At 67.4% G+C, this 22832-nt stretch carries 21 protein-coding genes, 1 tRNA gene and 2 pseudogenes; 17 read left to right on the top strand and 7 right to left on the bottom strand.

The window, feature by feature from the left end; genetic code table 11:
- Positions 1-9: 9 nt before the first annotated feature.
- From ABEA33_RS11650 to ABEA33_RS11620, 7 genes are all read left to right on the top strand, one after another.
- Positions 10-1398 (top strand): UTP--glucose-1-phosphate uridylyltransferase, encoded by a 1389-nt coding sequence (locus tag ABEA33_RS11650; protein ID WP_345526944.1) that lies wholly within the window; start codon positions 10-12, stop codon positions 1396-1398.
- A gap of 3 nt (positions 1399-1401) precedes the next feature.
- Entirely contained in the window at positions 1402-2643 is a 1242-nt protein-coding gene (gene glp, locus ABEA33_RS11645; RefSeq protein WP_345526943.1) for a molybdotransferase-like divisome protein Glp, read from the top strand.
- On the top strand, positions 2643-3128 hold the full coding sequence (gene moaC, locus ABEA33_RS11640) for a cyclic pyranopterin monophosphate synthase MoaC (RefSeq protein WP_345526942.1): 486 nt from the start codon (positions 2643-2645) through the stop codon (positions 3126-3128). Before glp ends, moaC begins: the two co-directional genes overlap by 1 nt.
- Positions 3125-3604, top strand: a complete 480-nt coding sequence (locus ABEA33_RS11635) for a MogA/MoaB family molybdenum cofactor biosynthesis protein (RefSeq protein ID WP_345526941.1) — start codon at positions 3125-3127, stop codon at positions 3602-3604. Before moaC ends, ABEA33_RS11635 begins: the two co-directional genes overlap by 4 nt.
- Entirely contained in the window at positions 3601-4203 is a 603-nt protein-coding gene (locus tag ABEA33_RS11630; protein WP_345526940.1) for a GNAT family N-acetyltransferase, read from the top strand. The genes ABEA33_RS11635 and ABEA33_RS11630 overlap by 4 nt, the downstream gene beginning before the upstream one ends.
- Positions 4204-4263: 60 nt before the next feature.
- Entirely contained in the window at positions 4264-5106 is an 843-nt protein-coding gene (sepX, locus tag ABEA33_RS11625; protein WP_345526939.1) for a divisome protein SepX/GlpR, read from the top strand.
- A 73-nt stretch (positions 5107-5179) separates the two neighbouring features.
- Positions 5180-5255: transfer RNA gene (locus ABEA33_RS11620), tRNA-Ala, on the top strand.
- Between the two features lie 8 nt (positions 5256-5263).
- Here the strand turns inward: ABEA33_RS11620 and ABEA33_RS11615 are convergent.
- Positions 5264-6283: a recombinase zinc ribbon domain-containing protein gene (locus ABEA33_RS11615; RefSeq protein WP_345526938.1), complete on the bottom strand. Its 1020-nt coding sequence runs from the start codon at positions 6281-6283 to the stop codon at positions 5264-5266.
- 497 nt (positions 6284-6780) lie between these two features.
- Between ABEA33_RS11615 and ABEA33_RS11610 the strand changes: the two genes are divergently transcribed.
- The gene (locus tag ABEA33_RS11610) at positions 6781-7617 is read left to right on the top strand and encodes a hypothetical protein (RefSeq protein WP_345526937.1); all 837 of its coding nucleotides are present in this window, start codon (positions 6781-6783) and stop codon (positions 7615-7617) included.
- Positions 7618-8133: 516 nt separating this feature from the next.
- Here the strand turns inward: ABEA33_RS11610 and pdxR are convergent.
- The 3 genes and pseudogenes from pdxR to ABEA33_RS11595 all read right to left on the bottom strand — a co-directional run.
- A complete protein-coding gene (gene pdxR / locus ABEA33_RS11605; RefSeq protein WP_345526936.1) occupies positions 8134-9624 on the bottom strand; it encodes a MocR-like pyridoxine biosynthesis transcription factor PdxR in 1491 nt (496 codons plus the stop codon).
- 560 nt (positions 9625-10184) lie between these two features.
- Positions 10185-10664 carry an antibiotic biosynthesis monooxygenase family protein gene (locus ABEA33_RS11600; protein ID WP_345526935.1) on the bottom strand — a complete coding sequence of 160 codons (480 nt, stop codon included), beginning with the start codon at positions 10662-10664 and terminating at the stop codon, positions 10185-10187.
- Between the two features lie 163 nt (positions 10665-10827).
- Positions 10828-11000 (bottom strand): annotated as a pseudogene (locus ABEA33_RS11595) (transposase); the annotation flags it as partial.
- 298 nt (positions 11001-11298) lie between these two features.
- Here ABEA33_RS11595 and ABEA33_RS11590 point away from each other — a divergent pair.
- Positions 11299-11457 (top strand): hypothetical protein, encoded by a 159-nt coding sequence (locus ABEA33_RS11590; RefSeq protein ID WP_345526934.1) that lies wholly within the window; start codon positions 11299-11301, stop codon positions 11455-11457.
- Between the two features lie 1012 nt (positions 11458-12469).
- Here the strand turns inward: ABEA33_RS11590 and ABEA33_RS11585 are convergent.
- The 3 genes and pseudogenes from ABEA33_RS11585 to ABEA33_RS11575 all read right to left on the bottom strand — a co-directional run bounded on the left by ABEA33_RS11585 (position 12470) and on the right by ABEA33_RS11575 (position 16543).
- Positions 12470-13936 (bottom strand): aldehyde dehydrogenase family protein, encoded by a 1467-nt coding sequence (locus ABEA33_RS11585; RefSeq protein ID WP_345526933.1) that lies wholly within the window; start codon positions 13934-13936, stop codon positions 12470-12472.
- A gap of 34 nt (positions 13937-13970) precedes the next feature.
- Positions 13971-15092, bottom strand: coding sequence for an NDMA-dependent alcohol dehydrogenase (locus tag ABEA33_RS11580; protein WP_345526932.1), 1122 nt, complete (start codon positions 15090-15092; stop codon positions 13971-13973).
- A 498-nt stretch (positions 15093-15590) separates the two neighbouring features.
- Positions 15591-16543: pseudogene (locus ABEA33_RS11575) on the bottom strand (transposase).
- 137 nt (positions 16544-16680) lie between these two features.
- On the opposite strand from ABEA33_RS11575, the gene ABEA33_RS11570 reads away from it, so the two are divergent.
- The 8 genes from ABEA33_RS11570 to ABEA33_RS11535 are packed head-to-tail and all read left to right on the top strand — an operon-like array spanning position 16681 to position 22821.
- Positions 16681-17691, top strand: a complete 1011-nt coding sequence (locus ABEA33_RS11570) for an ABC transporter substrate-binding protein (protein WP_345526931.1) — start codon at positions 16681-16683, stop codon at positions 17689-17691.
- 9 nt (positions 17692-17700) lie between these two features.
- The gene (locus tag ABEA33_RS11565) at positions 17701-18492 is read left to right on the top strand and encodes an ABC transporter permease (RefSeq protein ID WP_345526930.1); all 792 of its coding nucleotides are present in this window, start codon (positions 17701-17703) and stop codon (positions 18490-18492) included.
- 2 nt (positions 18493-18494) lie between these two features.
- Entirely contained in the window at positions 18495-19277 is a 783-nt protein-coding gene (locus ABEA33_RS11560; RefSeq protein ID WP_345526929.1) for an ABC transporter permease, read from the top strand.
- 13 nt (positions 19278-19290) lie between these two features.
- On the top strand, positions 19291-20076 hold the full coding sequence (locus tag ABEA33_RS11555; protein WP_345526928.1) for an ABC transporter ATP-binding protein: 786 nt from the start codon (positions 19291-19293) through the stop codon (positions 20074-20076).
- Between the two features lie 12 nt (positions 20077-20088).
- Complete coding sequence (locus ABEA33_RS11550) at positions 20089-20877, top strand: D-glutamate cyclase family protein (protein ID WP_345526927.1); 789 nt, start codon at positions 20089-20091, stop codon at positions 20875-20877.
- Complete coding sequence (locus ABEA33_RS11545) at positions 20874-21167, top strand: hypothetical protein (RefSeq protein ID WP_345526926.1); 294 nt, start codon at positions 20874-20876, stop codon at positions 21165-21167. Before ABEA33_RS11550 ends, ABEA33_RS11545 begins: the two co-directional genes overlap by 4 nt.
- Entirely contained in the window at positions 21158-22357 is a 1200-nt protein-coding gene (locus tag ABEA33_RS11540) for an aromatic ring-hydroxylating oxygenase subunit alpha (RefSeq protein ID WP_345526925.1), read from the top strand. The genes ABEA33_RS11545 and ABEA33_RS11540 overlap by 10 nt, the downstream gene beginning before the upstream one ends.
- A complete protein-coding gene (locus ABEA33_RS11535) occupies positions 22354-22821 on the top strand; it encodes an aromatic-ring-hydroxylating dioxygenase subunit beta (protein WP_345526924.1) in 468 nt (155 codons plus the stop codon). Before ABEA33_RS11540 ends, ABEA33_RS11535 begins: the two co-directional genes overlap by 4 nt.
- Positions 22822-22832 lie beyond the last annotated feature (11 nt).

Genomic DNA, 22832 nt, shown 5'->3' with positions numbered 1-22832 from the left:
ATCGTGAACATGGGTAGTGCAGGGTTGAAGAAGGCGCGCGACAAGATGGTCGCGGCCGGGGTGGACGCGATCGCGATCGAGACGTTTGCCCATTACTACCGGCTGCTCGAGCACGGCGAGACGGGGATGATCCCCGAGGCGTCGATCGACCCGGTACAGATGGAGTCGCTGGCGGACGTCGAGGTGTCCGACGAGGCCGCCGCTGCCGCGATCCGGAAGACCGCGGTGATCAAGCTCAACGGGGGCCTCGGCACCTCGATGGGCATGGACCGCGCCAAGTCGCTGCTCTGCGTGCGCCGCGGGCTGTCCTTCCTCGACATCATCGCCCGCCAGGTGCTGCACCTGCGGAGCGAGTACGGCGCGCCGCTGCCGTTGATCTTCATGAACAGCTTCCGCACGTCCGGCGACACGATGGCCGCGCTGGCCCGCTACGAGGACCTCCCGGTGGAGGGACTGCCGCTGGAGTTCCTGCAGAACAAGGAGCCCAAGCTGCAGGCGTTGGACCTGAGCCCGGCCAGCTACCCCAAGGACCCCGACCTCGAGTGGTGTCCTCCCGGCCACGGCGACCTCTACACGGCGCTGCGCGGCACCGGCCTGCTCGACCAGCTCATCGAGGCCGGCTACCGCTACGTCTTCGTCTCCAACTCCGACAACCTCGGCGCGGTCCCGGATGCTCGGGTCGCAGGCTGGTTCGCCGACAGCGGTGCGCCCTTCGCGATCGAGGCGGTCCGGCGTACGCCGTCGGACAAGAAGGGCGGCCACTTCGCGCGCCGCAAGTCCGACGGCCGGATCGTGCTGCGTGAGACCGCGCAGACGCTTCCGCAGGACCTCGAGGCGCTGGCCGATCTCGACCGGCACCAGTTCTGCTCGACCAACAACCTGTGGTTCGACCTGGTCGCGATGCAGAACGAGCTCGACCGTCGCGACGGCATCCTGGGCCTCCCGATGATCCGCAACGTCAAGCACCTCGACCCCGCCGACAAGTCCACGCCCGAGGTGATCCAGATCGAGACCGCCATGGGCGCGGCCATCGAGGTGTTCCAGGGCTCGCAGCTGATCGAGGTCAGCCGTGACCGGTTCGTGCCGGTCAAGACCACCAACGACCTGCTCGTGCTGCGCTCCGACGTCTACGACATCGGCCGCGACTTCGTGCTCGACCAGGTGGCGGTCGAGATCCCGTACGTCGACCTGGACGCGCACTACTACAAGCTCGTGGGTGACTTCGACAAGCGGTTCCCCGAGGGCGCGCCGTCGATGCGGAAGGCTCACTCGCTGAAGGTCGCGGGGGACTGGACCTTCGGCCACGGTGTGCAGGTGGTCGGCGAGGTCGACCTCACCGCCACCTCGGCCCAGCGCGTCCCGGCCGACGCCGTGCTCTCGACCAGCTCGGACGCCTGAGGGATGGGTGGATCCGAACCCGAGGTCTGGACGGTCGACGAGCACCGTGCGCGGATCCTCGAGGCGATCGAGCCGCTGACCGACTTCCCGCAGCCGCTGATGGAGGCTCTCGGGCTCGCCGCGGCCGAGGACGTCGTCGCCGAGGTGGCGCTGCCCTCCTTCGACAACTCCGCGATGGACGGGTACGCCGTACGCGCCGAGGACATCGGCTCCGCGACCGCTGAGTCGCCGGTGCACCTGCCCGTGGTCGGTGAGATCGGCGCGGGCCAGGGTGGCCTGATGGCGCTGGCCCCCGGCACCGCGGCCAAGATCATGACCGGCGCGCCGATCCCGGCCGGCGCCGACAGCGTGGTGCCCTACGAGTGGACCGACCGCGGCGTCGCGCAGGTGCGGATCGACCAGGCGCCCGAGCGCGGGCGACACATCCGCCCGGCCGGCCAGGACGTGTCGGCCGGCGACATGCTGGTCTCCAACGGCACCGTCCTCGGACCACGCCACATCGGCCTGCTCGCCGCCGTCGGCCGGGCGACCGTGCGGTCGCGCCCGCGCCCGCGCGTGGTGGTGATCTCCACCGGGTCGGAGCTCCGCGACCCCGGCACCCCGCTCGGCCGGGACTCCATCTACGACGGCAACTCCTACCTGCTCGCCGCCGCCGCACGCCGGGCCGGCGCTATCGCCTACCGCGTCGGGATCGTCCCCGACGAGCCGCGTGCCTTCCTCGACGCACTGCACGACCAGCTCGTGCGCGCCGACATCGTGGTGACCAGCGGCGGCGTCTCGCAGGGCGACTTCGACGTGGTCAAGGAGGCGCTGCGGCCGCTCGGCACGGTGTGGTTCGGCCCGGTCGCGATGCAGCCCGGCAAGCCGCAGGGCTTCGGCCACGTCGGCGACGACAGGACACCGATCTTCACGCTGCCGGGCAACCCGGTCTCGTCGTACGTCTCCTTCGAGCAGTTCGTGCTCCCCGCGATCCGCAAGCTGATGGGGATCACGCCGTACGCCCGGCCGACGGGGCCGGCCCGGCTCACCCACGCGATCTCCTCGCCGGCGGGCCGTGAGCAGATGGTGCGCGCGGAGTACGACGTCGATGCGGCTGGACCCTGCGTCACGCCGGTCGGGGGACACGGTTCCCACCTGATCGGCGATCTGGCATCGTCCAACGCGCTGGTCGTGGTGCCTGCCGATGTCACGGCGGTCGCGGCCGGCGAACAGGTGCAGGTGCTGAGGCTCGACGAGGAGTTCTGATGGCCGCTCTGCCGGAATCAAAGGGGCTGACCCACGTGGACGAGTCGGGTGCTGCTCGCATGGTCGACGTGTCCGACAAGGCAGTCACGGCCCGTACGGCGACGGCGTCGGGTCGGGTGCTGGTGTCGGCGGAGGTCGTCGCGCTGCTCCGGGGTGAGGGCGTGCCCAAGGGCGATGCGCTGGCCGTCGCCCGGATCGCCGGGATCATGGGCGCCAAGCAGACGCCGGCGCTGATCCCGCTGTGCCACCCGCTCTCCGTCTCCGGGGTCACCGTCGACCTGACGGTCGCCGACGACGCCGTCGAGATCAGCGCGACCGTGCGCACCACCGACCGCACCGGAGTCGAGATGGAGGCGCTGACCGCAGTCTCCGTCGCGGCGCTCACCGTCGTCGACATGGTCAAGGCGGTCGACAAGGGTGCCGTGATCACCGACGTGCGGGTCGAGACCAAGACGGGTGGCAAGTCGGGGGACTGGTCTCGATGACAAGCCTGCGGGCCGAGGTCGTGGTCGCGTCCAACCGGGCGGCCGCCGGCGTCTACGAGGACACCACCGGCCCGCTGATCGTCGAGTTCCTCACCGAGCTCGGCTTCGTCGTGGACGCACCCGTCGTCGTACCCGACGGCGAGCCCGTTGGCGTGGCCGTCGCGGCCGCTGCCGAGGGCGGCGCCCGCGTCGTACTCACCACCGGCGGCACCGGCCTGACGCCCACGGATCGCACGCCCGAGGTCACCCGGGCGCTCCTGGACTTCGAGGTGCCTGGCATCGCCGAGGCGATCCGGGCGTACGGCGTCGCCAACGGCGTCCCGTCGGCCGTCCTGTCCCGCGGCCTCGCCGGCGTCGTCGGGAGCTGCCTGGTCGTCAACCTCCCCGGCTCGCGTGGGGGAGTGAAGGACGGGCTCGCCGTGCTCCGCCCGATCCTGGTGCACGCGGTCGAGCAGGTCGTGGGGAGCGACCATTGAGCCGCGGCTGGCCGGTCCGCCTCAACGCCGGTGACGTGACGGTCCGGCCGTTGGCGTCGTCGGACGCGCGGGCCTGGCGCGACGCTCGTCGCCGCAACGCAGCCTGGTTGATCCCGTGGGACGCGACCGTGCCGCCCGGCGCCGAGTCACGACCATCGACGTTCGGGAGTCTGGTCCGACGGCTCCACAAGCAGGCCCGCGCCGGCACGACGTACCCCTTCGCCATCGAGGTCGACGGCCAGTTCGCCGGCCAGGTGACGGTCAACAACATCGTGCGCGGCTCCGCGCAGTTCGCGTCCGTGGGCTACTGGATCGACCAGAGGTACGCCGGCCGCGGGGTGATGCCGCGCGCCGTGGCGATGGTGATCGACCACTGCTTCGGCGAGGCCGGGCTGCACCGCATCGAGATCGCCATCCGTCCGGAGAACTCCAACTCGCTGCGGGTCGTCGAGAAGCTCGGCCTGCGCGAGGTCGGCTACGCCCCGAAGTTCCTGCACATCGACGGCGCCTGGCGCGACCATCGCATCTATGCGGTGACCGCGGAGGAGTGTCCGGAGGGGCTGCTGGCTCGATTGGAATCCCAACAGTCACACGAGTGAATTTGCGACACACCTGTTGACATCCGGTATGCAATGAGGCAGCACTCATAACCTCTGTACGTGGACCTGAGTGGACTGATCTTCATCGCCGTCGCCGTGGCGTGGGCCATCTACCTCGTCCCGATGGCGGTCAAGCATCATGCCGAGGTCGGCCGGAGCCGCTCGGTGGACCGTTTCTCGGGAGCGATGCGAGTGCTCGCCCGGCGTGAGGCCGTCGACAAGAAGAGCGCTCTGGTCACGCCTGGGGTCAAGCCGCAGGCCGAGGCGCCTGCTGAAGCTCCCGCCGAGGCTCCGCCGGTCGAGCTCACTCCCGCGCAGCTGCGCGCCCGCCGGGAGGCCGCGAAGCGCGCGACCAAGCGTCGTCGCAACGTGCTCGCCGTGCTCCTGGTCGCCAACCTCGCCGTCATCACCGTCGCCGCCTTCTCGGTGATCGCCTGGCCGTACGTCGCGATCCCGGCCGGACTGCTCGTCGCCTGGCTCGTCGCCTGCCGCCTGATGGTCAAGAGCGAGCGCAAGGTGCTGGCGTCGGCTTCCCGGATGCCGGTGGGTGCGCCGGCCGAGGAGCCACCGGTCGAGGCGCCCGTGCGGGAGTCGGCCCTGCCTGAGGTCGACGTCGAGGCCGAGGCTGACGAGATCGACCCGTTGGCCGACACCTCCACCGGCATCGCGGCGATCGTCGACCCGGCGATGTGGGACCCGGTGCCGGTCACCCTGCCGACGTACGTCACGAAGCCGACGGCGGCGCGCCGTACTGTCCGGACGATCGACCTGGACTCCACCGGCGTGTGGACCTCGGGTCGCACGGACGCCGACTCCGCCCTGGCGCGCGAGTCCGACGAGGCCGACAAGGCCGCCCGCAAGTCGCGCCGCGACGGCGACGACCAGCAGGCTGTGGGCTCCTGACGGAGCCTTTTGGCCGATGGGTGGGGCGATTGGGCCCCTCCCGAGTCTGGGTGCTAACGTTTCCGACGCACTTGGGGCTGTGGCGCAGTTGGTAGCGCGTCTCGTTCGCAATGAGAAGGTCAGGGGTTCGAATCCCCTCAGCTCCACCAGGACACGCTTACTCGAAACACCGACGGAAGATGTTGGCGAGTGAGAGTGGTTGGTCGTTAGAAGCCGGAGTAGCCGATGGGCTGCTCTGGCTTCTCGCATAGTTGGCCTCAGTCGAGAGCCCGCTGTGGGTCTTGTAGCGCGTGTAGACGTCGTACGCCTCCCCGAGGTCATCGAACGGTGGCCGTCGCACCTCATCGGCGACCGTGAGCGGTTCGTCGTCAACGAAGAACTTCTCGTAGAAGGTCCGGTTGAGCTGCTCGCGTACGGGGTCGGCAGAGTCGCGGTAGAAGCCCACCACGTCGCGGATGCGCTTCATGGCAGTCAGGAGCCGTTGCGCACCAAGCTGTAGCTGACTATCGGCTGTCGCCAGGTTCGTTTGCAGCCGTTCACGCTCGACAACGAGCTTGTTCTGGCGCTCTCGGATCTTGTCTCGGCTGAGCATCCCGTCTGCAGCAAGGTCGATGAGGCGGCCTTCGCGAGCGTCAAGTCTGGCGAGCTGGGCCCGGTAGGTGTCATGCAGCTTCCGCGTTAGGATCACCTGATCTTCGACCACACTCGTGACTGCGGCTTGGACGAGATCGAGGAAGTCGGTAGGCAACGTCAGCGACGAGCAGTTGCGTTCAATGGCGTCCTCAACCGCGACGGCCGGGAGATGCGGCAAGTCGCAGAGCCCATCCTGACGAGCCCGGCACAAGAAGTAGCCGTAGCGTCCGCCGTTGCGGCCTCGTGCTTCTGTGTAGATCAGCCGGCTAGTTGTCCTGTCCTGCCGATGGCAGCGCTCACAGAACAGCATCCCCTTCAGATAGTGCGACAGCACTCGATCGCGACTGCCACCGTGGGACCGCGACTCGAGAGTCACCTGCACCCTGTCGAAGAGCTGTTGACTGACCATCGCGTCGTGACGCCCTTTGATTAGTCGTCCGTCAACAACGACCCAGCCGGCGTAGTACGGGTCAGCCAGCTCTTGTGCAGCTTGTTGTCGGACACGGGCTTCGCTTCTGGCCAACGAGCGGAGCCCTGTGCTCATCGACGTAGCGCAGCAGCTCCCGGAAGACTGTCCGCTTCTCAATGGACTGCGCCGATACCCCTGGCTCGACGAACTCTCGGTCGACGACAGCGTTCGCGCTTGCTGCACGGCGCTCGGTAAAGACGCGCTGCGTGGCGATCGAGTTTCCATCGGGATCGATGTCGATTGCCGTGTTGGTCCGGCGGGGTTCGTCTCGGGATGGCGAGCAGTGGCCCCATGGTTTGGGCGGTTCCGGCTGCCTTCCATAGCAAGCCGGGATGAATTCGCGGTGCCGCATGTGATGTGGACGTAACGAGCAGATGGCCGGGTCGACGCTCTCGGTTGTTTCGCACCGGTGACAGGCGGCACTCCTGGGAAGGCGTCAGGTGGATCTGTCAGACATAGATCTGCTCGCTCAGGATGTAGAGGCGATGACGCAGAAGCGCCTTCACCAGTGGGAATGACGGAGCCGTAGTGGCGCCGTTCCCAGTCCGAGCAGCCTCCCGAGGAGAACTCACATGACAGCAACTGCTAGCAAGACCATCTACGTCGGTAACCGCAACCTCAATCCCGTCGGCAAGTGGACGCCTTTCGAGTGGGAGGACCCCAAGCATGGTCAGCAGGCCAAGGGCGAGGTCGTAGTGATCCGCCCCGAAGGGACGTCGGGGTCGTTGATGTCCGGTTTGTGGCGTACTGGGCACGAGATCGCGGGCTGTGAGGCGGATGGTTCGTGTTGGGTGAAGTACAGCGCGCCCGTTGGCGACGAGACGATGGTGATCCTCGAGGGCACAGCTGTCATCACCGAGACCGCTACTGGCAAGAAGCACCGAGTCGGTGCTGGCAGCATCGTCGCCAACCCCAAGCACGTGGACCTGTACTGGGAGATTGATGCTCCCTTCTTGAAAAAGTTCTGGGTGATGTGGGACAGCCCGACACCGGCGACGCCCGAGACGGACCTCATCATCGGTGATGTCCATGACTTGAAGGCGCAGTGGACACCGTTCAGCTGGACCGAGCCGGAGCTGGGGCGGCAGACCTACGGTGAGGTGAACATCGTCCGACCGACGGGCTCCACCGGGACCTACACCGCCGGCGTATGGCGTATGGGAGCGGGAATGCCCGGTAGCGCCGCCGACGGCACGACCACCTTCCGCTACACGGCGCCACTCGGGGATCACACGTTGTTTCTTCTCGAGGGTGGCGCCCAGGTCTCCGATGACGCGACAGGTGACGTCTACGAGCTGGGAGCCGGTGACGTTATTGGGCTCTCCGCCGGTGCTCCTGTGACGTGGACGTCCACGGGCCCCTACTTCAAGGCGTTCTTCGTGATCTCGAACGCCGACCTGCCCGCGTAGCCCAGGCCCCGCTTCGCCCTGCCGCTATTGCGCGAGCAGGGTGAAGCGGGCGGACCCGGCGACCCGCCCGTCGACCGCGACCTCCGTACGAAGCCCCCGTCAGAGCGCGGTGGCGGTCACGGTCAGCTCCGTGCCGCGTCCGGGGCGGAGGTACTGCATCGCGCCGCCAGCCAGGATGTGTCCGGCGCCGGCCAGCCGGCGCGGGGCGGTGGCCGCCGGGACCTTCCAGGTCCAGTTGCGGCAGGTGCGTCGACGTCGACTCCGACCGAACCATCCTCGACGTGGTCCGCGAGCACCTCGCCGGCGTCATCTCTCCTGTGAGGAGGGCTTCTGCGGTGCTGCGAGACCGTCGTCTTCGAGGGCACCCCCGACCACCGCGACGACGTACTCTCCGACGACGAGCGCGCCGCCAACGAGACGATGATGATCTGCGTCAGCCGGTCGTGCTCCAAGAAGCTGGTCCTCGACCTCTGAGCTTGGACAGGCAGCAGTTCGGAACGGATGCCATTGGCCGCCTCATGAGCAAGCGCGGAGTGCTTCACCGAGCAGCTTCACACCATAGGGAATGTCCACCTCGCGAATGCCGGCATATCCCAGCAGGATCGCGGGCGGTTGCGTGTTCGCCATCGCGTGGATGGACAGGGGCCAGGCGTGTATCCCGCGGTCGGCGGCCGCCTGAGCCACCACCTGGTCGTCGTAGCCGGTGGCGAGCCTGCCCAGCACGTGGAGCCCTCCCTCCGCCGGTCGTACGACGAGATCCGGTCGCAGGCTCCGGACGCAGTCGACGAGGACTCGCTGGCGCTCCTTGTAGAGCGTCCGCATTCGGCGTACATGCCGCAAGAAATGACCACCCATCATGAAGTCGGCCATGGCTGCTTGGTCGAGTGCCGACCGGTGCACGTCCGTGCCCATGTGAGCACCCACGAACGCGTCGGCGAGCGCGGTCGGGGCCACGAGATAGCCGAGACGGAGACCAGGGAACATCGTCTTGCTGAAGGTCCCGACGTAGATGACACGACGCTGTCCGTCGATCGCCTGGAGGGCGGCGAGTGGACGGCCCTGATAGCGAAACTCGCAGTCGTAGTCGTCCTCGATGACCCAGGCGTCGGACCGCGCTGCCCATTCCAAGAGCTTGAGGCGACGATCGAGAGAGAGCGTGACACCGAGCGGGAACTGGTGAGACGGAGTTACCACGGCGAGTCGTGCCGCGGGTTCCCCGGCGATGCCTTCGGAGACATCGATACCTCTCTCGTCGACGGGAACCGGAACGATCCGGGCCCCCGCCGAGATGAGTGCTGCTCGCGCGCCCAGGTAGCCGGGATCCTCGAGCCACGCCGGGTCGTCGGGGTCCAGCAGGATGCGGGCGCACAGCTCGAGTGCCTGCTGTGAGCCGGAAGTGACGATCACTTGCTCAGGAACACAGCGGATGCCGCGCGCTACAGCGAGATAGCTTGCGATCTCTTCCCGCAGCGGCCGGTAGCCGGCCGGGTCGTTGTACTGCATCAGCGCCCGACCCTGCTGCCGCGAACGGGAGGCGTGGATGCGCCCCCAGGTGACGCTGGGGAACTGATCGAGTGCCGGGAGCCCAATTCTGAATGCGGTGCCGTTGAAAACCGTCTCCGGAAGGTCGGATACCGGCATCCGTGGGGCTTCGGCGAGTGCCCGCCCGCGCGCGGAGAGCCGCGCCTCCTTGGAGGATGACGGGTAGTGGTCGGTCTCGATCGCCGGGCTCCGTGTGGCTCGGAGCATCCGGTCGGGCAGCGTACGTGCAACGTAGGTGCCCGAGCCGTGCCGACCCTCGATATAGCCCTCTGCGTGCAACTGCTCGAAGGCTGCCAGGACCGTGTTACGGGAGACGCCGTTCTCAAGCGCGAGCTGGCGGCTCGCAGGCAGCCGCGTCCCTGCCGGCAACTGTCCGGCGAGGATGCTGGATCGGATTTGCTCGTAGAGCTGCCGGTAGACAGGCTCGGGCTGAGGCACGGCGCTGCTGTCGATTGCCTTCGCCACGGTCTCACCCGATTCATGTGGTCGGTGGATGCGAGCTTTGTCGCGGGATGGGCAAGCTCCGCGGTCGCATCAGCGATGATGCTGGCCGAGTCCGATCTGGAGCTCGCCGCGGAAGACTCTGACCTCGACGGTAGCGCTGTTGAACCGCAAGGTGAGTCGCTCCGGGACTGGTGCGAGTCCGTGATCGAGTGCTACTCCGGTCAGCCTGGCACCGGCGACTCGGGCGAAGGGATTCACGCTGGTCAACTCTTCGCGCTCCCAATGACCGATGGAGGTACCCGCCGGCGCCCGCTGGGCGTCGGCGGGCGCTCCGTTCGCCGCCGCTGATCGCGCCGTGATCCCGTTGGTAGGCGAGGTGTCGAGGACGGTCACCTGCCCGTCCGCCCAGACGATCTCGATCGGCCCTCCATCGGGGTTCCGGCATGCGGCGACGGTCCAACGCAGCTGACTCAGCGCCAGGCAGATCCCGCCGACTGGGAGCTGCCCATCGAATGCTCGTGAGGTTCCACCGCCCGGCGCCATGTCGCTCGCGAGCCGGTACCCGGGCGCCACGGCGGGCACTACTCCACAATGGTTGCGGGGTCGACATCCTTGAAGACTGCAAAGCTGGAGGGTTGCTCGCCGAGGACCGGGAAATGGAACCCGCAGGTGGGGCACTGCTCAGCGAGGACGGCCTGCTCCTGGGCCAGCTCGTACTCCTTGTCTTGGAGCTCGCCGCAAGTGGGGCAGATACGAAGAAGTCTGGTTCCGACCAACTCGAAGTTGGTGATGATGTCCTCCATGATCGCGCCGTTGGCGGCCCATGCCTTGGCATACTTGTGGTAGGTGTCGGTGTGCCAGTCGTAGAGCGCCTTCTTGCTGGTCCAGAAGCTGCACTCGTTGAACCAGCCGGGGTCGTCGGGATGCTCCCACCAGGTGAGGTGGAGGAACCCGGGAAGCTCCATGAGGAAGTGCCGGGTGTCGCCGAAGACGACCTTGAACTTCTCGTAGGCGTCCGGGCTCGAAAAGCGGACTCGTTGCATGCTCAGGTAGATCGCCACGGCGGGCTCCGTTCGCGTTGGGATAGTGGCTCTCATCGTGGCGACGTCATCGGGTGGCCAACAGGGCCAATCGTCGACCAGTGAGCCGAGCCGCATGTGATGTGGACGTAACGCGTGCGCCCTGGGCGAGGATCGCGCGCCGAGGTGTCGCTCATCCGTCGACACCGTGGAGGCACGCCTCCATGACCGCCGCGAACAGCGCGTGGTTGACCCGTCGGCGGCGTTCGAGCAAGGCAGAAGGAGGGCGAAGGACCATAGGCGCAGCTTCGGGATCCCCAGCTCCGAGTCACCGGCGGTCGTGGTCAACGTCCGCGACCGCGGCCCGTTGCGCTGTGCGTTCAGATGATCTCTCCCAGGGCCTGCGGATGATCGGACTGCGGCCGTCTGCCGCCCGATTCCGCAGGGCGTCCGCGACGCGGATCGGATCGAGCAGGCGCTGCCAATCGAGCTGCTGCCAGCGGAGCGCCTTACTCACTCGCCTGCTCCTTGCGGCGCTTGGCTCGCTCAGAGCGTGGCCTCCGGTGCCCGGTCCTATGGAGTGCTATGGGCGGCCCCATCAGGGGCTAGCGACGTCCTCCGATCAGGAGTACCAAGGAGACAGCGGGTCCCTTCGCCCGCGAGAGGGAGGGACGAGATGACAAGTCACGTGCCGGAGCGCGGCCGGGAGTCTGCGCGGACGTACGACGAGGAGCGGTGGGCCTCGGCGATCGCGCTCCTGGGCGCGGTCCTGGTCGGTGTGGGGATCATCGGCTTGTTCATGTTCATCACCTGGCTCACCTACGCCACGGACTGACTCACCACCCGCGGGTTGGAGATCGTCGTGTGGAAGTAGCAACCGGATGTGCAGTCGCGACGAGCCCGTGCCGGAGCGGTGCCCCACGGCCGGGAGCCGTCCTCCCGGCTGACCCCGCCGAGGTGCTCGGCGTTCGTCATCGAGAAGATCACTGTCGCCGCAAGCGACACTTTGCCGATGCAGTCCTCGGTGAAGTGGTCGACGTAAGGGACCTCGCGGCCCCCGCGCGGGGAGTACGCCGAGCAGGTGGGTGGCTGACTGGGTGGGCCACTGCGCGGCGATGGCTGCCACGCTGGTCGCCGCCGAACGAGCGATGGTGGAGGCCGTGGCTTCGCGACTCGGTCGGCTGGACATCGCGGTCAACATCGCGGGCGGTGCGTCCCCTGCGGCCGCGGACGACGCGTCGTGCCGCTTCCACGACGAGATCGTCGCGCTCAACCTGATGGTCCGCTCGCTCTGGCGCAGGCGGCGAACGCGGTCATGCAGGAGCAGGGCGGCACGATCGTCAAGGTGTCCTCGGTTTTCGGTGATCCGTCCGTCATCGGGTACGGCCTCCGACCTCGCCTCCTACGTCAGCGGCTCGCTGGTGGCATGCCACGGAGGGGAGAGCCGCCGGCGTTCCTTCTGGCGGCTGAAGGCGTCTAGTTAGACATCGCCGCGTACGTCCCGGGAAGTCACGAGTCGGGGTACACGAGGTTTCCTGTCGGACCCTTCCGCCGCTGCATGCGTTGCACACGACGTCAGCAGACGTCTGGGGTTGTAGGCGTTGCGCAGGCGAGATGCGGAGTCGTCGCGGGAGCGATCAAGCGGGTCGCAGACCAGTTCGGGGTCCACTCGAGGCGTTGCGGAAACTGGGTCCGGCAGCCGAGATCAACGCGGCGTCCGTCCGGGCACGACGACCCAAAGTCATGGCGTCCCCTCATTGGCATCACCGCGCGGATCGCGGCAGACCGTGTTGAGCGGCGCTGCCCACAACACGGCAGACCCGGACGTTGCGGCCCCGCGGATGCGGTCAGTCAGCCTGCGGCGGCAGCGCGATCGACTTAAGGTTCGTGAGCTCGAAGAAAGCCTCGCGTCCCCCTTCGCTCCCCAGGCCGGACTGCTTCATCCCTCCGAAGGGAGCAAGCATCGACGGGAAGGCGGCATTGATCGCGAATGTGCCCGAACGGACTTTGTCGCTCACGAACTCCGCGGTAGCAGGGTTCGTCGTGAAGACCGATCCGGACAGGCCGTAACGCGAGTCATTGGCGATTGCGATGGCGTCCTCAATGCTGTCGTAAGGAATCACGCAGATCACGGGCCCGAAAATCTCGTTCTGGGCCACCTCCATCCCGTTCTCGACGTCCACCAGCAGGGTCGGCTCGAGGTACCAGCCGCGGTCGAGTTGGTCGGGACGCTGGCCACCGAACGCTATACGCGCGCCAGCTGCCACCGCGCGCTCGATATACCCTTCCGCGCGTGCACGAACGCGACTCGCTGCCAGAGGACCGTACTGCGTCTCTCGAGAAAGCGGGTCGCCGATGCGAATAGTCGACAACCCTGCGACCAGTCGGTCAACGATCTCGTCATGTCGCGACCGCGGAACGACGATGCGTGTCATGGCCACGCAAATTTGGCCGCAGTAAGTCGTCATCGCGCCGATGAGGTGGGGAAGAGCTGCGTCGAGGTCGGCATCCTCAGCGACAATAGCGGCGGACTTGCCGCCAAGCTCGAGGGTCACCCGGGCGATCCGCTTGGCGCACGCCTGCACGATCTCAGCGCCGATTTCGGTGCCTCCAGTGAAGTGAACCGCGTCGATCTCCTCATGGGCGACGAGGTACCTGCTCACTTCGGCATCGGCCGAGAAGATGCTCAGAACCCCGGGAGGGAATCCAGCGGCGTCAGCCGCATCAGCGAACACGTAGCCGAGCATCTGACTTTCTGGCGGCAGTTTGATGACGAACGTGTTGCCTGCCATCAGGGCTGGGATGACGGCGAGCGCGATCTCGGTATGGGGTCCGTTGTAGGTGACGATGGCCAGCGTCGGCCCGATTGGCTCGCGTCGAACTTGGACGGGCCCGGCAACGGTCTGGCGAATTTCGGACATGGTGATGGTTCCTGAGATCTCCACCATGTCGTCGAGGATCATTGCCATGCCTGCGTTGAAGGTCTCGCCAACCGTGACTGGCATCCCGGCTTCGACGGCCCAGACATCGCGGATGAGATCGATCCGCTTCTTGAGCTCGGAACAGAACCGCGTGACCACGGTACGCCGGTCGGCGAACGACAGTGCACTCCACGGGCCGAAGGCCGCCCGCGCCGCCGCAACCGCGTCCTCGGCATCAGCCTGGGTAACGGCGGGGAGCTGATAGACGACCTCCTCCGTCGAGGGCGAGATGATGGAGACCATCTCGCTGCTTGATGGCGCCACCCATCGACCGCCGATGAACAACTTGTTGTCGTGAGCGAGCCGCGTCGTGTCCATCGCTTGAATCGTCATTTGATCTCCGTTTGGTCGGGTCGAGGTCGGTGGGTCACGCGAATTTGATGACGCCGCGAAGGTTCTTGCCAGCGTGCATATCGGCGTAGCCGGTGTTGATGTCTTCGAGCTCATAGGTCGATGTGATGAGCTCGTCGAGCTTCAACTGGCCGGACCGGTAGTGGTCCAGGAGCATCATCACGCTGTAACGCGGTGACGCTGCACCGTAGAGTGAGCCCTGTAGCCGCTTCTGGTAGAAGGTCAACTCGGCCAGCGAGAGGTCGAGTGGATGAGACTCGATCATGCTGGCCAAGCCCACCACCGCGACCGTTCCGCCCTTGCGGATTGCGCTGAACGCTTGGCTCACGTGCTCGGCCTGCACAACGCCGACGGTCACGACCGCACCGTCGGCACCCTGACCACCGGTCAAGCTCCGGGCGATCTCCGCTCCGGCGTCGATCGTGGCCGCTGTATGAGTTGCACCGAACTCCTGGGCTCGACCCGTCTTGTAGGGGTTCGGGTCGACGGCGATGATATTGCTTGCGCCCGCATGCCGGGCTCCCTGAACGGCGTTCATGCCCACGCCGCCGACTCCAATCACCATCACCGTGTGGCCGGGTCTGGTATTCACAGAGTTGACGGCTGCGCCCCATCCTGTCGTCACTCCGCAGCTGACCAAGGCAGCTACGTCAAACGGGATGTCGGTGGGTAGCTTCATCGCCGAGGCGAGGGAGACGGTGGTGTACTCGGAGAAGGTGGATACCGCGACCATCTGTCCGACTGATTCCCCGTCGAGGCTCATGCGATACCGGTTCGGATCCTCGGGAGTGCCGCCCGAAAGCAGTTCGGCATTGAGATCACAGAAGTTCTGTGCACCCATGGCGCACCAGCGACACTTGCCACAGCCGGCCACGCAAAGGATGCCCGCGTGGTCACCCGCGGCGAACTCGGTGACCCCGGGGCCGACGGCGGTAACGACGCCAGCACCCTCGTGTCCACCGACGACTGGGTACTTGCCGACAGGCATGTCTCCGGTTGTCAGATGGTCGTCCGAATGACACAGCCCAGCCGCCTTAATCTGGACCTGAATCTCACCGGGGCCTGGATCGGCGAGATCGACTTCGGCGATCTCCCACTTCCCCGGGGCTTCGCGGAGCACTGCGGCACGTGTCTTCATAGGATCTCCTTCGAAACGAGGGCGAGCCGGCGTCGATGGGTTCGCCGAGTGGAGGAGTCAGCAGATCAGGAAGCACTGAACTCACTCACAGTGCACGATTGCACTGCCTGTGTAAGACGTCAATAGGGGCCTCGTCGTAGATGTGCGGCGGTTCTCGCCGCTGGGCCTTCGTTGGGCCCGGGCACATGACATCACCCCTTTTCGACCAAGAACGTCGACGGATCCTTAGTGCTCACAGCAGATGCTCCAACGGGCGTTGTCGCGGTCGGGAGCGAAGTTGCGGCGGACGCCCTGAAGGTGGCGCGGCGGAGTCGCGTACAGGTCGCGCTCGCAAGAGCCCTGTGGCAGGTCCAACGGGGCTTCAAAGTTACGGGCCTTGACACTCTCAGCACAATTGAGTTCACTGCTTGGGGTCCAGGGCTGCCGATTGACTGTCGCTAGAAATCCGCGGTCAAGTCCCCGGTGGTGGTGTAGCGCTGCGTTCTCCTTCTTGAGGTGTCAGGCGGTCAGCGTGGGCAGGTCGTCAGCTCCGATCTTGGGTTCGGTGGTGGGCGCGAGGTTCATACGGGAACGGGCCAAGACGTCGAGCCCGAGGTAGCGCCGGCCCTCGGCCCACTCGTCGGCCCACTCGTCGGTCTGCTCGGCAAGCACAGCGCCGATGAGCCGGACGATGGTGCCGCGGTTGGGGAATGTCCCAACGGCGTCGGTGCGGCGCCGGATCTCCTTGTTCAACCGCTCGGTGGGGTTGTTGGACCAGATCTGGTCCAGATCTCTTTCGGGAACGCGGTGCACGACAGCAGGTCGGCTCGGGCGTGATCGAGATGCGCGAACACGTCGGGCAGCCGGTCGTCGACGTCGTCCAGCAGCCGGTCGAACTGCGCTTGGACCGCGGCAGTGCCGGGCTGGTCGTCGACGCTGTGCAGCATCGCGTTGACCGCCGGCCACATCCACTTCGGGGTCACGCCCATGAGGTTGAACGCGTAGTGGGTGCGGCAGCGCTGCCGGGCCGCGCCGGGCAGAGTCGCCGCGATCGCCTCCCGCAGGCCTGCGTGCGCGTCGCTGGTGGCCAGCCGGACGCCGGTCAGGCCACGGGCGACCAGGTTGGCGAAGAACTCGTTCCACGCAACCCCAGGTCGGCAACAGCTCGGCAGTTCGTCGCACTGTAGGGCCGAGTAGGCCCTTCTCGACGTCGTCTCGGCCGCCCTCGGCGGGGTTCGTCCACCTCTCCTCTCATGGAGACCACGAACCAGCGAACCGACGCGACCACGACTTCGGTCGGCCGCTCGATCAGCACCCCGAGCAGCGACGTCTGTCCACCTCCGGTCTCGGGCCGATGCGACCGGCGAGTCCTGTCTGGTCGAGCGGCGCAGATCGACCGGATCCCGCGCTGACCGGCCTCGTCGAATCAGAAGGTTGACCCGCGCGAAACAGCCCGTTCTCAGGGCGGGCATAGCGTCTCGTTTCGGCGCACGTCGGTCGACGCCGTGCGCGTGCGATGTCTGGGTCTGAAGTTCTCGTAGCCCTTGCCCCCCAGGGTGAAGAATGTATACAGTCGTCTCTAATCATCAGTCCTAGTCAGGAGTCCTCCGTGAGCAGCAAACCCACCGTCGGTCGACGTTCGCGCGGGCGACGTGCCACCGTGATCGTCGCCACCACCCTGCTGCTCGCGGTCACTGCCTGTGGCTCCGACTCGGTGGACTCGGGCGCCGCGGATGACGGCGGGACGTCGGACGAGCTGATCACGCTGGACATGGCGGTGGTCCCGGCGGCGACGTTCGCACCCGTCTTCGTCGGTGTCTCCGAAGGCATCTTCGAGAAGCACGGTATCGACCTGAAGGTCGACGTCGGGGGTCTCGCGCCGACCGTGTTCCCGCGCATCCTTTCGGGAGAGGTCGACTTCGGTGCTAACACCTGGGGCACGCTCGTGACCGCGGCCGAGCAGGGCCTGCCGCTCGTCGGCATCGCCCCGGTCGATGCGGGCGGGACCTCGCCCGAGGACGACTACCAGGGTGTCGTCGCCGCTCCCGGTGGCGTCACTGACGTCATGGAGCTCGAGGGCAAGACCGTCGGCGTCCCCACGCTGGAGTCGTTCACCGACGCGCAGGTCCGCTCGGTCCTCGGGGAGGCCGGTGTCGATGTCAGCAAGCTGAAGTTCATCGCGCTCCCGTTCCCGGACATGCCGGGGGCGATCTCCTCCGGACAGGTCGACGCGGTCGGCGTCGTCGAGCCGTTCTTCTCCGTGCTCAAGGCCGGGGGAGCCACGTCGCTCACCTCGCTGTCGCGCGGTCAGCTGATGGGCTCGATCGTCGCGTCGAAGCAGATGGTGGCCGAGCGCCCCGACGACGTGAAGCGGTTCCAGGAGGCGATGCTCGAGGCGCTCGAGTTCTCGATCGACAACCCGGACGCCGTACGCGCCGCGCTGGTCGACGGATTGGGCATGAAGGCCGAGACCGCCGACGCGATCACCCTCCCGATGTGGAAGACCTCGGTCTCCGCGGACGAGGTCCAGGAGATCTCCGACATGATGAGCGACGTCGGGTTCGTGGACGAGCGGGTCGACGCCGCCGACATCATGGCCTCCTTCCCGCTCGAGGACTGAGCAGCGGCGATGTCCTCGGCGACCTTCAGGAGACGGCCCGCCGGCACCACCGTCCTGGGTGGGGCCGGGGTCCTGCTCACCCTTGCGCTCTGGGAGGCGCTGCCCGCGTCGGGTCTCGTCTCCGCGAACGAGATACCCGGCGCCCTGGCGGTCCTCGACAGCCTGGCGGCGCTCGTCGGCACCGGAGACTTCTGGAGAGCGGTGGGCGCGACCCTGGCCGGCGCGGGCCTCGGCCTGGGCATCGCGGTGGCCATCGGGGTGGCGGTCGGGACCCTGATGGGCTCGATCGGGATCGTCCGGAACGCCTTGACCCCCACGGTGGAGTTCCTCCGCCCCGTGCCGGGCGTCGCGCTGATCCCCGTCGCGATGCTGATGTTCGGGCCCGGTCTGACGAGCGACGTCGTACTGGTGACGTTCGGCTGCGTGTGGGTGGTGATCGTGCAGACGCAGTACGGCGTCAGGGCGGCCGACCCGGTCGCCCTCCAGACCGCGGAATCGTTCCGGATGTCGCGCTGGGCCCGGATCCGGTTCGTCCAGGTGCCCAGCTCGCTGCCGTTCATCGCCACCGGGGTCAGGATCGCGTCGTCGATCGCCCTCATCGTGGCCGTGACCGCCGAGCTGATCTCGGGCAACACCGGCGTAGGTGACTCCATAGCCTTTGCCCAGTCGGCCGCCCGGACCGAGGACATGTACGCCTACATCATCACCGCCGGCATCCTGGGCGTCCTCGCACACCTCGCCTTCGGTGGCATTGAGCGGCGCCTGCTGCACTGGCACCAGTCCCAGCGGACCGGGGCCTGACGATGACCTGGCTGACGCGCACCCGCCGAGGAGCGGCGCTGACCGGCCTGATCGGCTCGGTCCTGATCATCGGTGCGGTCTACCTCTTCACCGAGTCGAGGTCCGAGACCGACTACGTCTGGCCGACTTTCGGCGAGGTGTGGGCGGCATTCCAGGACACGTGGCTCTTCGAGAACGTCGGCAGCGACGTCGTACCCAGCCTGAAGCGGATGTTCATCGGCTTCTTCATCGCCGTGGTCGGGGGAGTCGGGGTTGGCTTCGTCCTCGGCTCGTCGAGGGTGCTCGACGCGCTGGCGAGCCCGGTGGTCAGCTTCCTCCGGTCGATCCCGGCGGCGGCGCTCCTGCCGCCGGCGATCGTCCTGTTCGGCATCGGCGACGTCACGAAGATCGTGGTCATCGCGTTCGTCTGCTGCTGGCCGATCATCCTCAACACCCGCGACGGGGTCCGTGAGCTGGACTCGACGATGATGTCGAGCACAGCCATCTACGGCATCACGGGCCTCAGCCGTTTCCGCCTCGTCGTGCTCCCGGCCGTGTCTCCGCGGATCTTCGCGGGCATGCGGGTCAGCCTCTCCATCGCGATCCTCCTGCTGGTCACCAGCGAGATGGTCGCGAGCGCCGACGGCATCGGCTACTTCGTCTTCCTGGCGCAGCAGCGGTTCGCCGTCGACGACATGTGGGCCGGCGTGATCCTCCTGGGCCTGCTCGGTGTCGCCCTCAACTTCCTGCTTGGCGTCGTCGAGCGCATCGTCCTGCGCTGGCACCGGTCGGCAGACCTTCTGTGAGAAAGGAACGTCCGTGCTCGAGGTATCTGGGGTAGGCGTCACCTACGCCCGTGGCGCCACGACGACCAAGGCGATCGACAAGCTCGACTTCACCGTCTCGGCCGGTGAGTTCGTCGGCATCGTCGGTCCGTCGGGAGCGGGTAAGACCACGCTGCTCAAGTGCATGTCCGGGCTGCTGCGGCCCACGTCGGGCGCCGTTGTGCTGCACGGCAGGGAGATCACCCAGCCACCGCTGGAGATGGCGGTCGTGTTCCAGGACTACAGCCGTTCGCTTTACCCCTGGTTCGACGTCCAGCGCAACGTCGTACTCCCGTTGCGGCACGGCGGCCGGAAGATGGCCAAGGACGCGGCACTGGCCGCCACCGCCGAGGCCATCAAGGCGGTGGGTCTCGAGGGCTTCGAGGAGCACCACCCGTGGCAGCTCTCGGGCGGCATGCAGCAGCGGGTGGCCATCGCCCGGGCGCTCGCCTACCAGCCCGAGATCCTGCTGATGGACGAGCCGTTCGCCTCCGTCGACGCCCAGACCCGGGCCGAGCTCGAGGACCTGGTCCTCCAGGTCCGCGAGCAGTTCGGCATCACGATCGTGCTCGTCACCCACGACATCGACGAGGCCGTCTACATGTCCGACACCGTCGTCGTGCTGAGCCGCCCGCCGTCGACGGTGCAGGAGATCCTGACCATCGATCTGCCCAAGCCCCGCCACCAGGCCACCACGAAGACACTCCCCGAGTACGGCAAGCTCCGCACCCGGGTCTACGAGTCCATCATGGTGCCCGACAGTCGCCCGGCCTCGGTCTGAGAGACCCTCACCATGGACCTCGGCAGCTACCGCAGCGACGTGCGCGCGGGACGATGGACCGGCCCGACGCGCGGCGTCGTACCGGACCACGTGCAGTGCAACCTGGTCGTGCTCCCGCAGCAGTGGGCGGACGGCTTCGCGCAGTGGTGCGAGGCGAACCCGTCGGTCGCTCCGGTGCTGGCGCGCTCGGAGTTGGGCTCCCCCCGGCTCCCGGTCCTCGGTGAGGACATCGACCTGCGCACCGACCTGCCGTCGTACCGGGTCTTCGAGCACGGCGAGGCCGTCGGCACGACCCCCGACCTGGTCGACCTTTGGCGCGACGACCTCGTCGCGTTCGCCTTCGGGTGCTCGTTCTCGCTGGAGGAGGCGATGCGTCGCGCCGGCGTCTCGTTGGACTACGAGGCCCGCGGCTTCGGCGGCGCCATCTACCAGTCGACCCTCGAGACGGAGGCCGTCGGTGAGTACGGCGGCCCCGTCGTCGTCTCGATGCGGCCCTTGCCCGCCGAGGCGGTCGAGCACGCGATCGAGGTCTCGCGTCGCCACCCGTGGCTCCACGGGGCGCCCCTCCACGCCGGCGACCCGTCCGAGATCGGGATCGACCTCGACCGTCCGCTCGAGTCGTTCGGCGAGGTCCGCCTCGCCGACGGCGAGGTGCCCGTCTTCTGGGCCTGCGGCGTCACGACCCAGCGAGTGGTGGAGCGGGCCCGCCCCGATCTGGCCATCACTCACGAGTCGGCTCACATGCTCGTCACCGACGTGCCGCTGACGACGACCTTCGAGCTGCAGGGGGAGCCCGCATGACCGAGAAGGAGGACGAGCTTGTCACCCACGTCGACCAGGACCTCCCGGGCGCGATGGTGCTCACCAGCGAGTTCGCCTCGGTCAGGGTCTCGGCCGACACCGAGGCCAACGGGCCTCGGCTGCGGATCGAGAACCGGCAGAACGGCATGGTCATCCACCTCGACCCGCTGGAGCTGGCGAGCCTGACGTGGCTTCGACACATGGACCTCGGGCCGTTCCTCGACCCGAGTCGGACCGGATGGAGCAGTGAAGTGCAGGACCACCACGAAGGAGACGAGCCATGGCGTTGACCGAGGCCGAGAAGCTGATCACGCCGGACTGGATGGTCCACGGGTCGATCTACACCGACCCGGACGTGTTCGCCGCCGAGCAGGACGAGATCTTCCGCCACACCTGGCTTTTCGTCGCCCACGAGAGCCAGCTGCAGAACCGGGGCGACTACGTGACGACGTACGCCGGCACCCAGCCGGTCATCGTCACCCGCGGCAGCGACGACGGCGCGTACCACGTGCTGCTCAACCGCTGCCGGCACCGCGGGGCCGCGGTCTGCCAGTCCGAGGAGGGCAACGCAGCGTTCTTCCGGTGCGCCTACCACGGCTGGACCTACACCAACACCGGCGAGCTGCGAGGCATCACCTACGACCAGGGCTACGAGGGCCTGGACCGCAGCAAGCTGGGGCTGACCCGGATGCCCCGCGTCGACTCGTTCGCCGGCTTCGTGTTCGCCAGCTTCGACGAGGACGGCCCGACGCTCATGGAGCACCTGGGGCACGCGGCGCCGTACCTCGAGCTGGTGGCCGCCCAGGGGCCGGACGGGATCCGCCTCAGCGCGGGCTCGCACCAGATCGCCTACGACGGCAACTGGAAGCTCCAGGTCGAGAACACCATCGACAACTACCACTTCGGGTTCGTGCACCGCAGCTTCCTGGAGGTGCTCGCCGACCGCATCGGCTCCCCGCCCCCGATCATCAAGAACATCCTCACCAACGAGGAGTGGCGCACCCTCGACCTCGGCAACGGCCACTCGGTGCACGAGTTCGGTGACCCGAAGACGGGGAACAACCAGGGCCAGCTCGGTGACCTACCGTTCAACCTCATCATCTTCCCGAACCTCTGCTTCGTCGGCGCCCAGCTGCGCCACGTGCTGCCCAAGGCGGCCGACCGGACCGAGGTCCGGCTCTACCCGATGCTCCACGAGGGCGAGTCCGAGGCGTTCAACGCCTCGATCCTGCGCACCCACGAGGGCTTCTACGGCCCGGCTGGCATGGGCGGCAGCGACGACGTCGAGGTCGCCTTCGACCGGGTCTCCGACGGCATGCGGGCCAGCGAGCAGGACTGGCTGGTGATGAGTCGCGGGCTCCACCGCGAGCAGGCCGAGCCGGACGGCCGAATCGTGGGCCGCGCCGACGACGAGGTGCCGCAGCGTGCGTTCTACCGGCAGTGGATCCGGTCGGTGAGCAGAGAGGAGATCGTGCGATGACCTCGGTGCAGGAGCAGGTCGAGCAGTTCCTCTTCCACGAGGTCGCGCTGCTCGACCACAGGGACTGGGACACCTGGTTGGAGCTGTACGCCGACGACGCGACCTACTCCATCCCGCAGGGCGACCCCGACCACGCGCGCAAGGTGAGCATCGTGTTCGACGACAAGCGTCGCCTGGTCGAGCGGGTGATCCGGCTCAAGAGCGGGTTCGCCTACTCCCAGGAGCCGAGCTCGATCACGGTGCACCTGGTCGGCAACGTGATGGTCGTCAAGGCGGACGAGGCGTCGATCCAGGTCGCGTCGAGCCTGATGGTCACGGAGGTGCGGCGCGGCCGGCAGACGGTGTACGCCGCGCTCGTCTCCCACACGCTCCGCCCGTCGGGCGACTCCTTCCTGATCGCCGGCAAGGAGATCCGCCTCGCCAACTCCGAGGTTCCCCTCGGGAATCTCACCTTCATCGTCTGATCCCTCAGCCC

Source organism: Nocardioides endophyticus, assembly GCF_039543845.1.
Taxonomy (GTDB): Bacteria; Actinomycetota; Actinomycetes; order Propionibacteriales; family Nocardioidaceae; genus Nocardioides; species Nocardioides endophyticus.
The sequence above is the reverse complement of the archived record's forward strand: the minus strand, read 5'-3'. Positions and strand labels throughout refer to the sequence as shown.

Coding starts and splice junctions, on each gene's coding strand:
- ABEA33_RS11650 (WP_345526944.1), top strand. CDS start 10: ATGGGTAGTGCAGGGTTGAAGAAGGCGCGCGACAAGATGGTCGCGGCC.
- glp (WP_345526943.1), top strand. CDS start 1,402: ATGGGTGGATCCGAACCCGAGGTCTGGACGGTCGACGAGCACCGTGCG.
- moaC (WP_345526942.1), top strand. CDS start 2,643: ATGGCCGCTCTGCCGGAATCAAAGGGGCTGACCCACGTGGACGAGTCG.
- ABEA33_RS11635 (WP_345526941.1), top strand. CDS start 3,125: ATGACAAGCCTGCGGGCCGAGGTCGTGGTCGCGTCCAACCGGGCGGCC.
- ABEA33_RS11615 (WP_345526938.1), bottom strand. CDS start 6,283: ATGAGCACAGGGCTCCGCTCGTTGGCCAGAAGCGAAGCCCGTGTCCGA.
- ABEA33_RS11610 (WP_345526937.1), top strand. CDS start 6,781: ATGACAGCAACTGCTAGCAAGACCATCTACGTCGGTAACCGCAACCTC.
- ABEA33_RS11590 (WP_345526934.1), top strand. CDS start 11,299: ATGACAAGTCACGTGCCGGAGCGCGGCCGGGAGTCTGCGCGGACGTAC.
- ABEA33_RS11585 (WP_345526933.1), bottom strand. CDS start 13,936: ATGACGATTCAAGCGATGGACACGACGCGGCTCGCTCACGACAACAAG.
- ABEA33_RS11580 (WP_345526932.1), bottom strand. CDS start 15,092: ATGAAGACACGTGCCGCAGTGCTCCGCGAAGCCCCGGGGAAGTGGGAG.
- ABEA33_RS11565 (WP_345526930.1), top strand. CDS start 17,701: ATGTCCTCGGCGACCTTCAGGAGACGGCCCGCCGGCACCACCGTCCTG.
- ABEA33_RS11560 (WP_345526929.1), top strand. CDS start 18,495: ATGACCTGGCTGACGCGCACCCGCCGAGGAGCGGCGCTGACCGGCCTG.
- ABEA33_RS11550 (WP_345526927.1), top strand. CDS start 20,089: ATGGACCTCGGCAGCTACCGCAGCGACGTGCGCGCGGGACGATGGACC.
- ABEA33_RS11545 (WP_345526926.1), top strand. CDS start 20,874: ATGACCGAGAAGGAGGACGAGCTTGTCACCCACGTCGACCAGGACCTC.
- ABEA33_RS11540 (WP_345526925.1), top strand. CDS start 21,158: ATGGCGTTGACCGAGGCCGAGAAGCTGATCACGCCGGACTGGATGGTC.
- ABEA33_RS11535 (WP_345526924.1), top strand. CDS start 22,354: ATGACCTCGGTGCAGGAGCAGGTCGAGCAGTTCCTCTTCCACGAGGTC.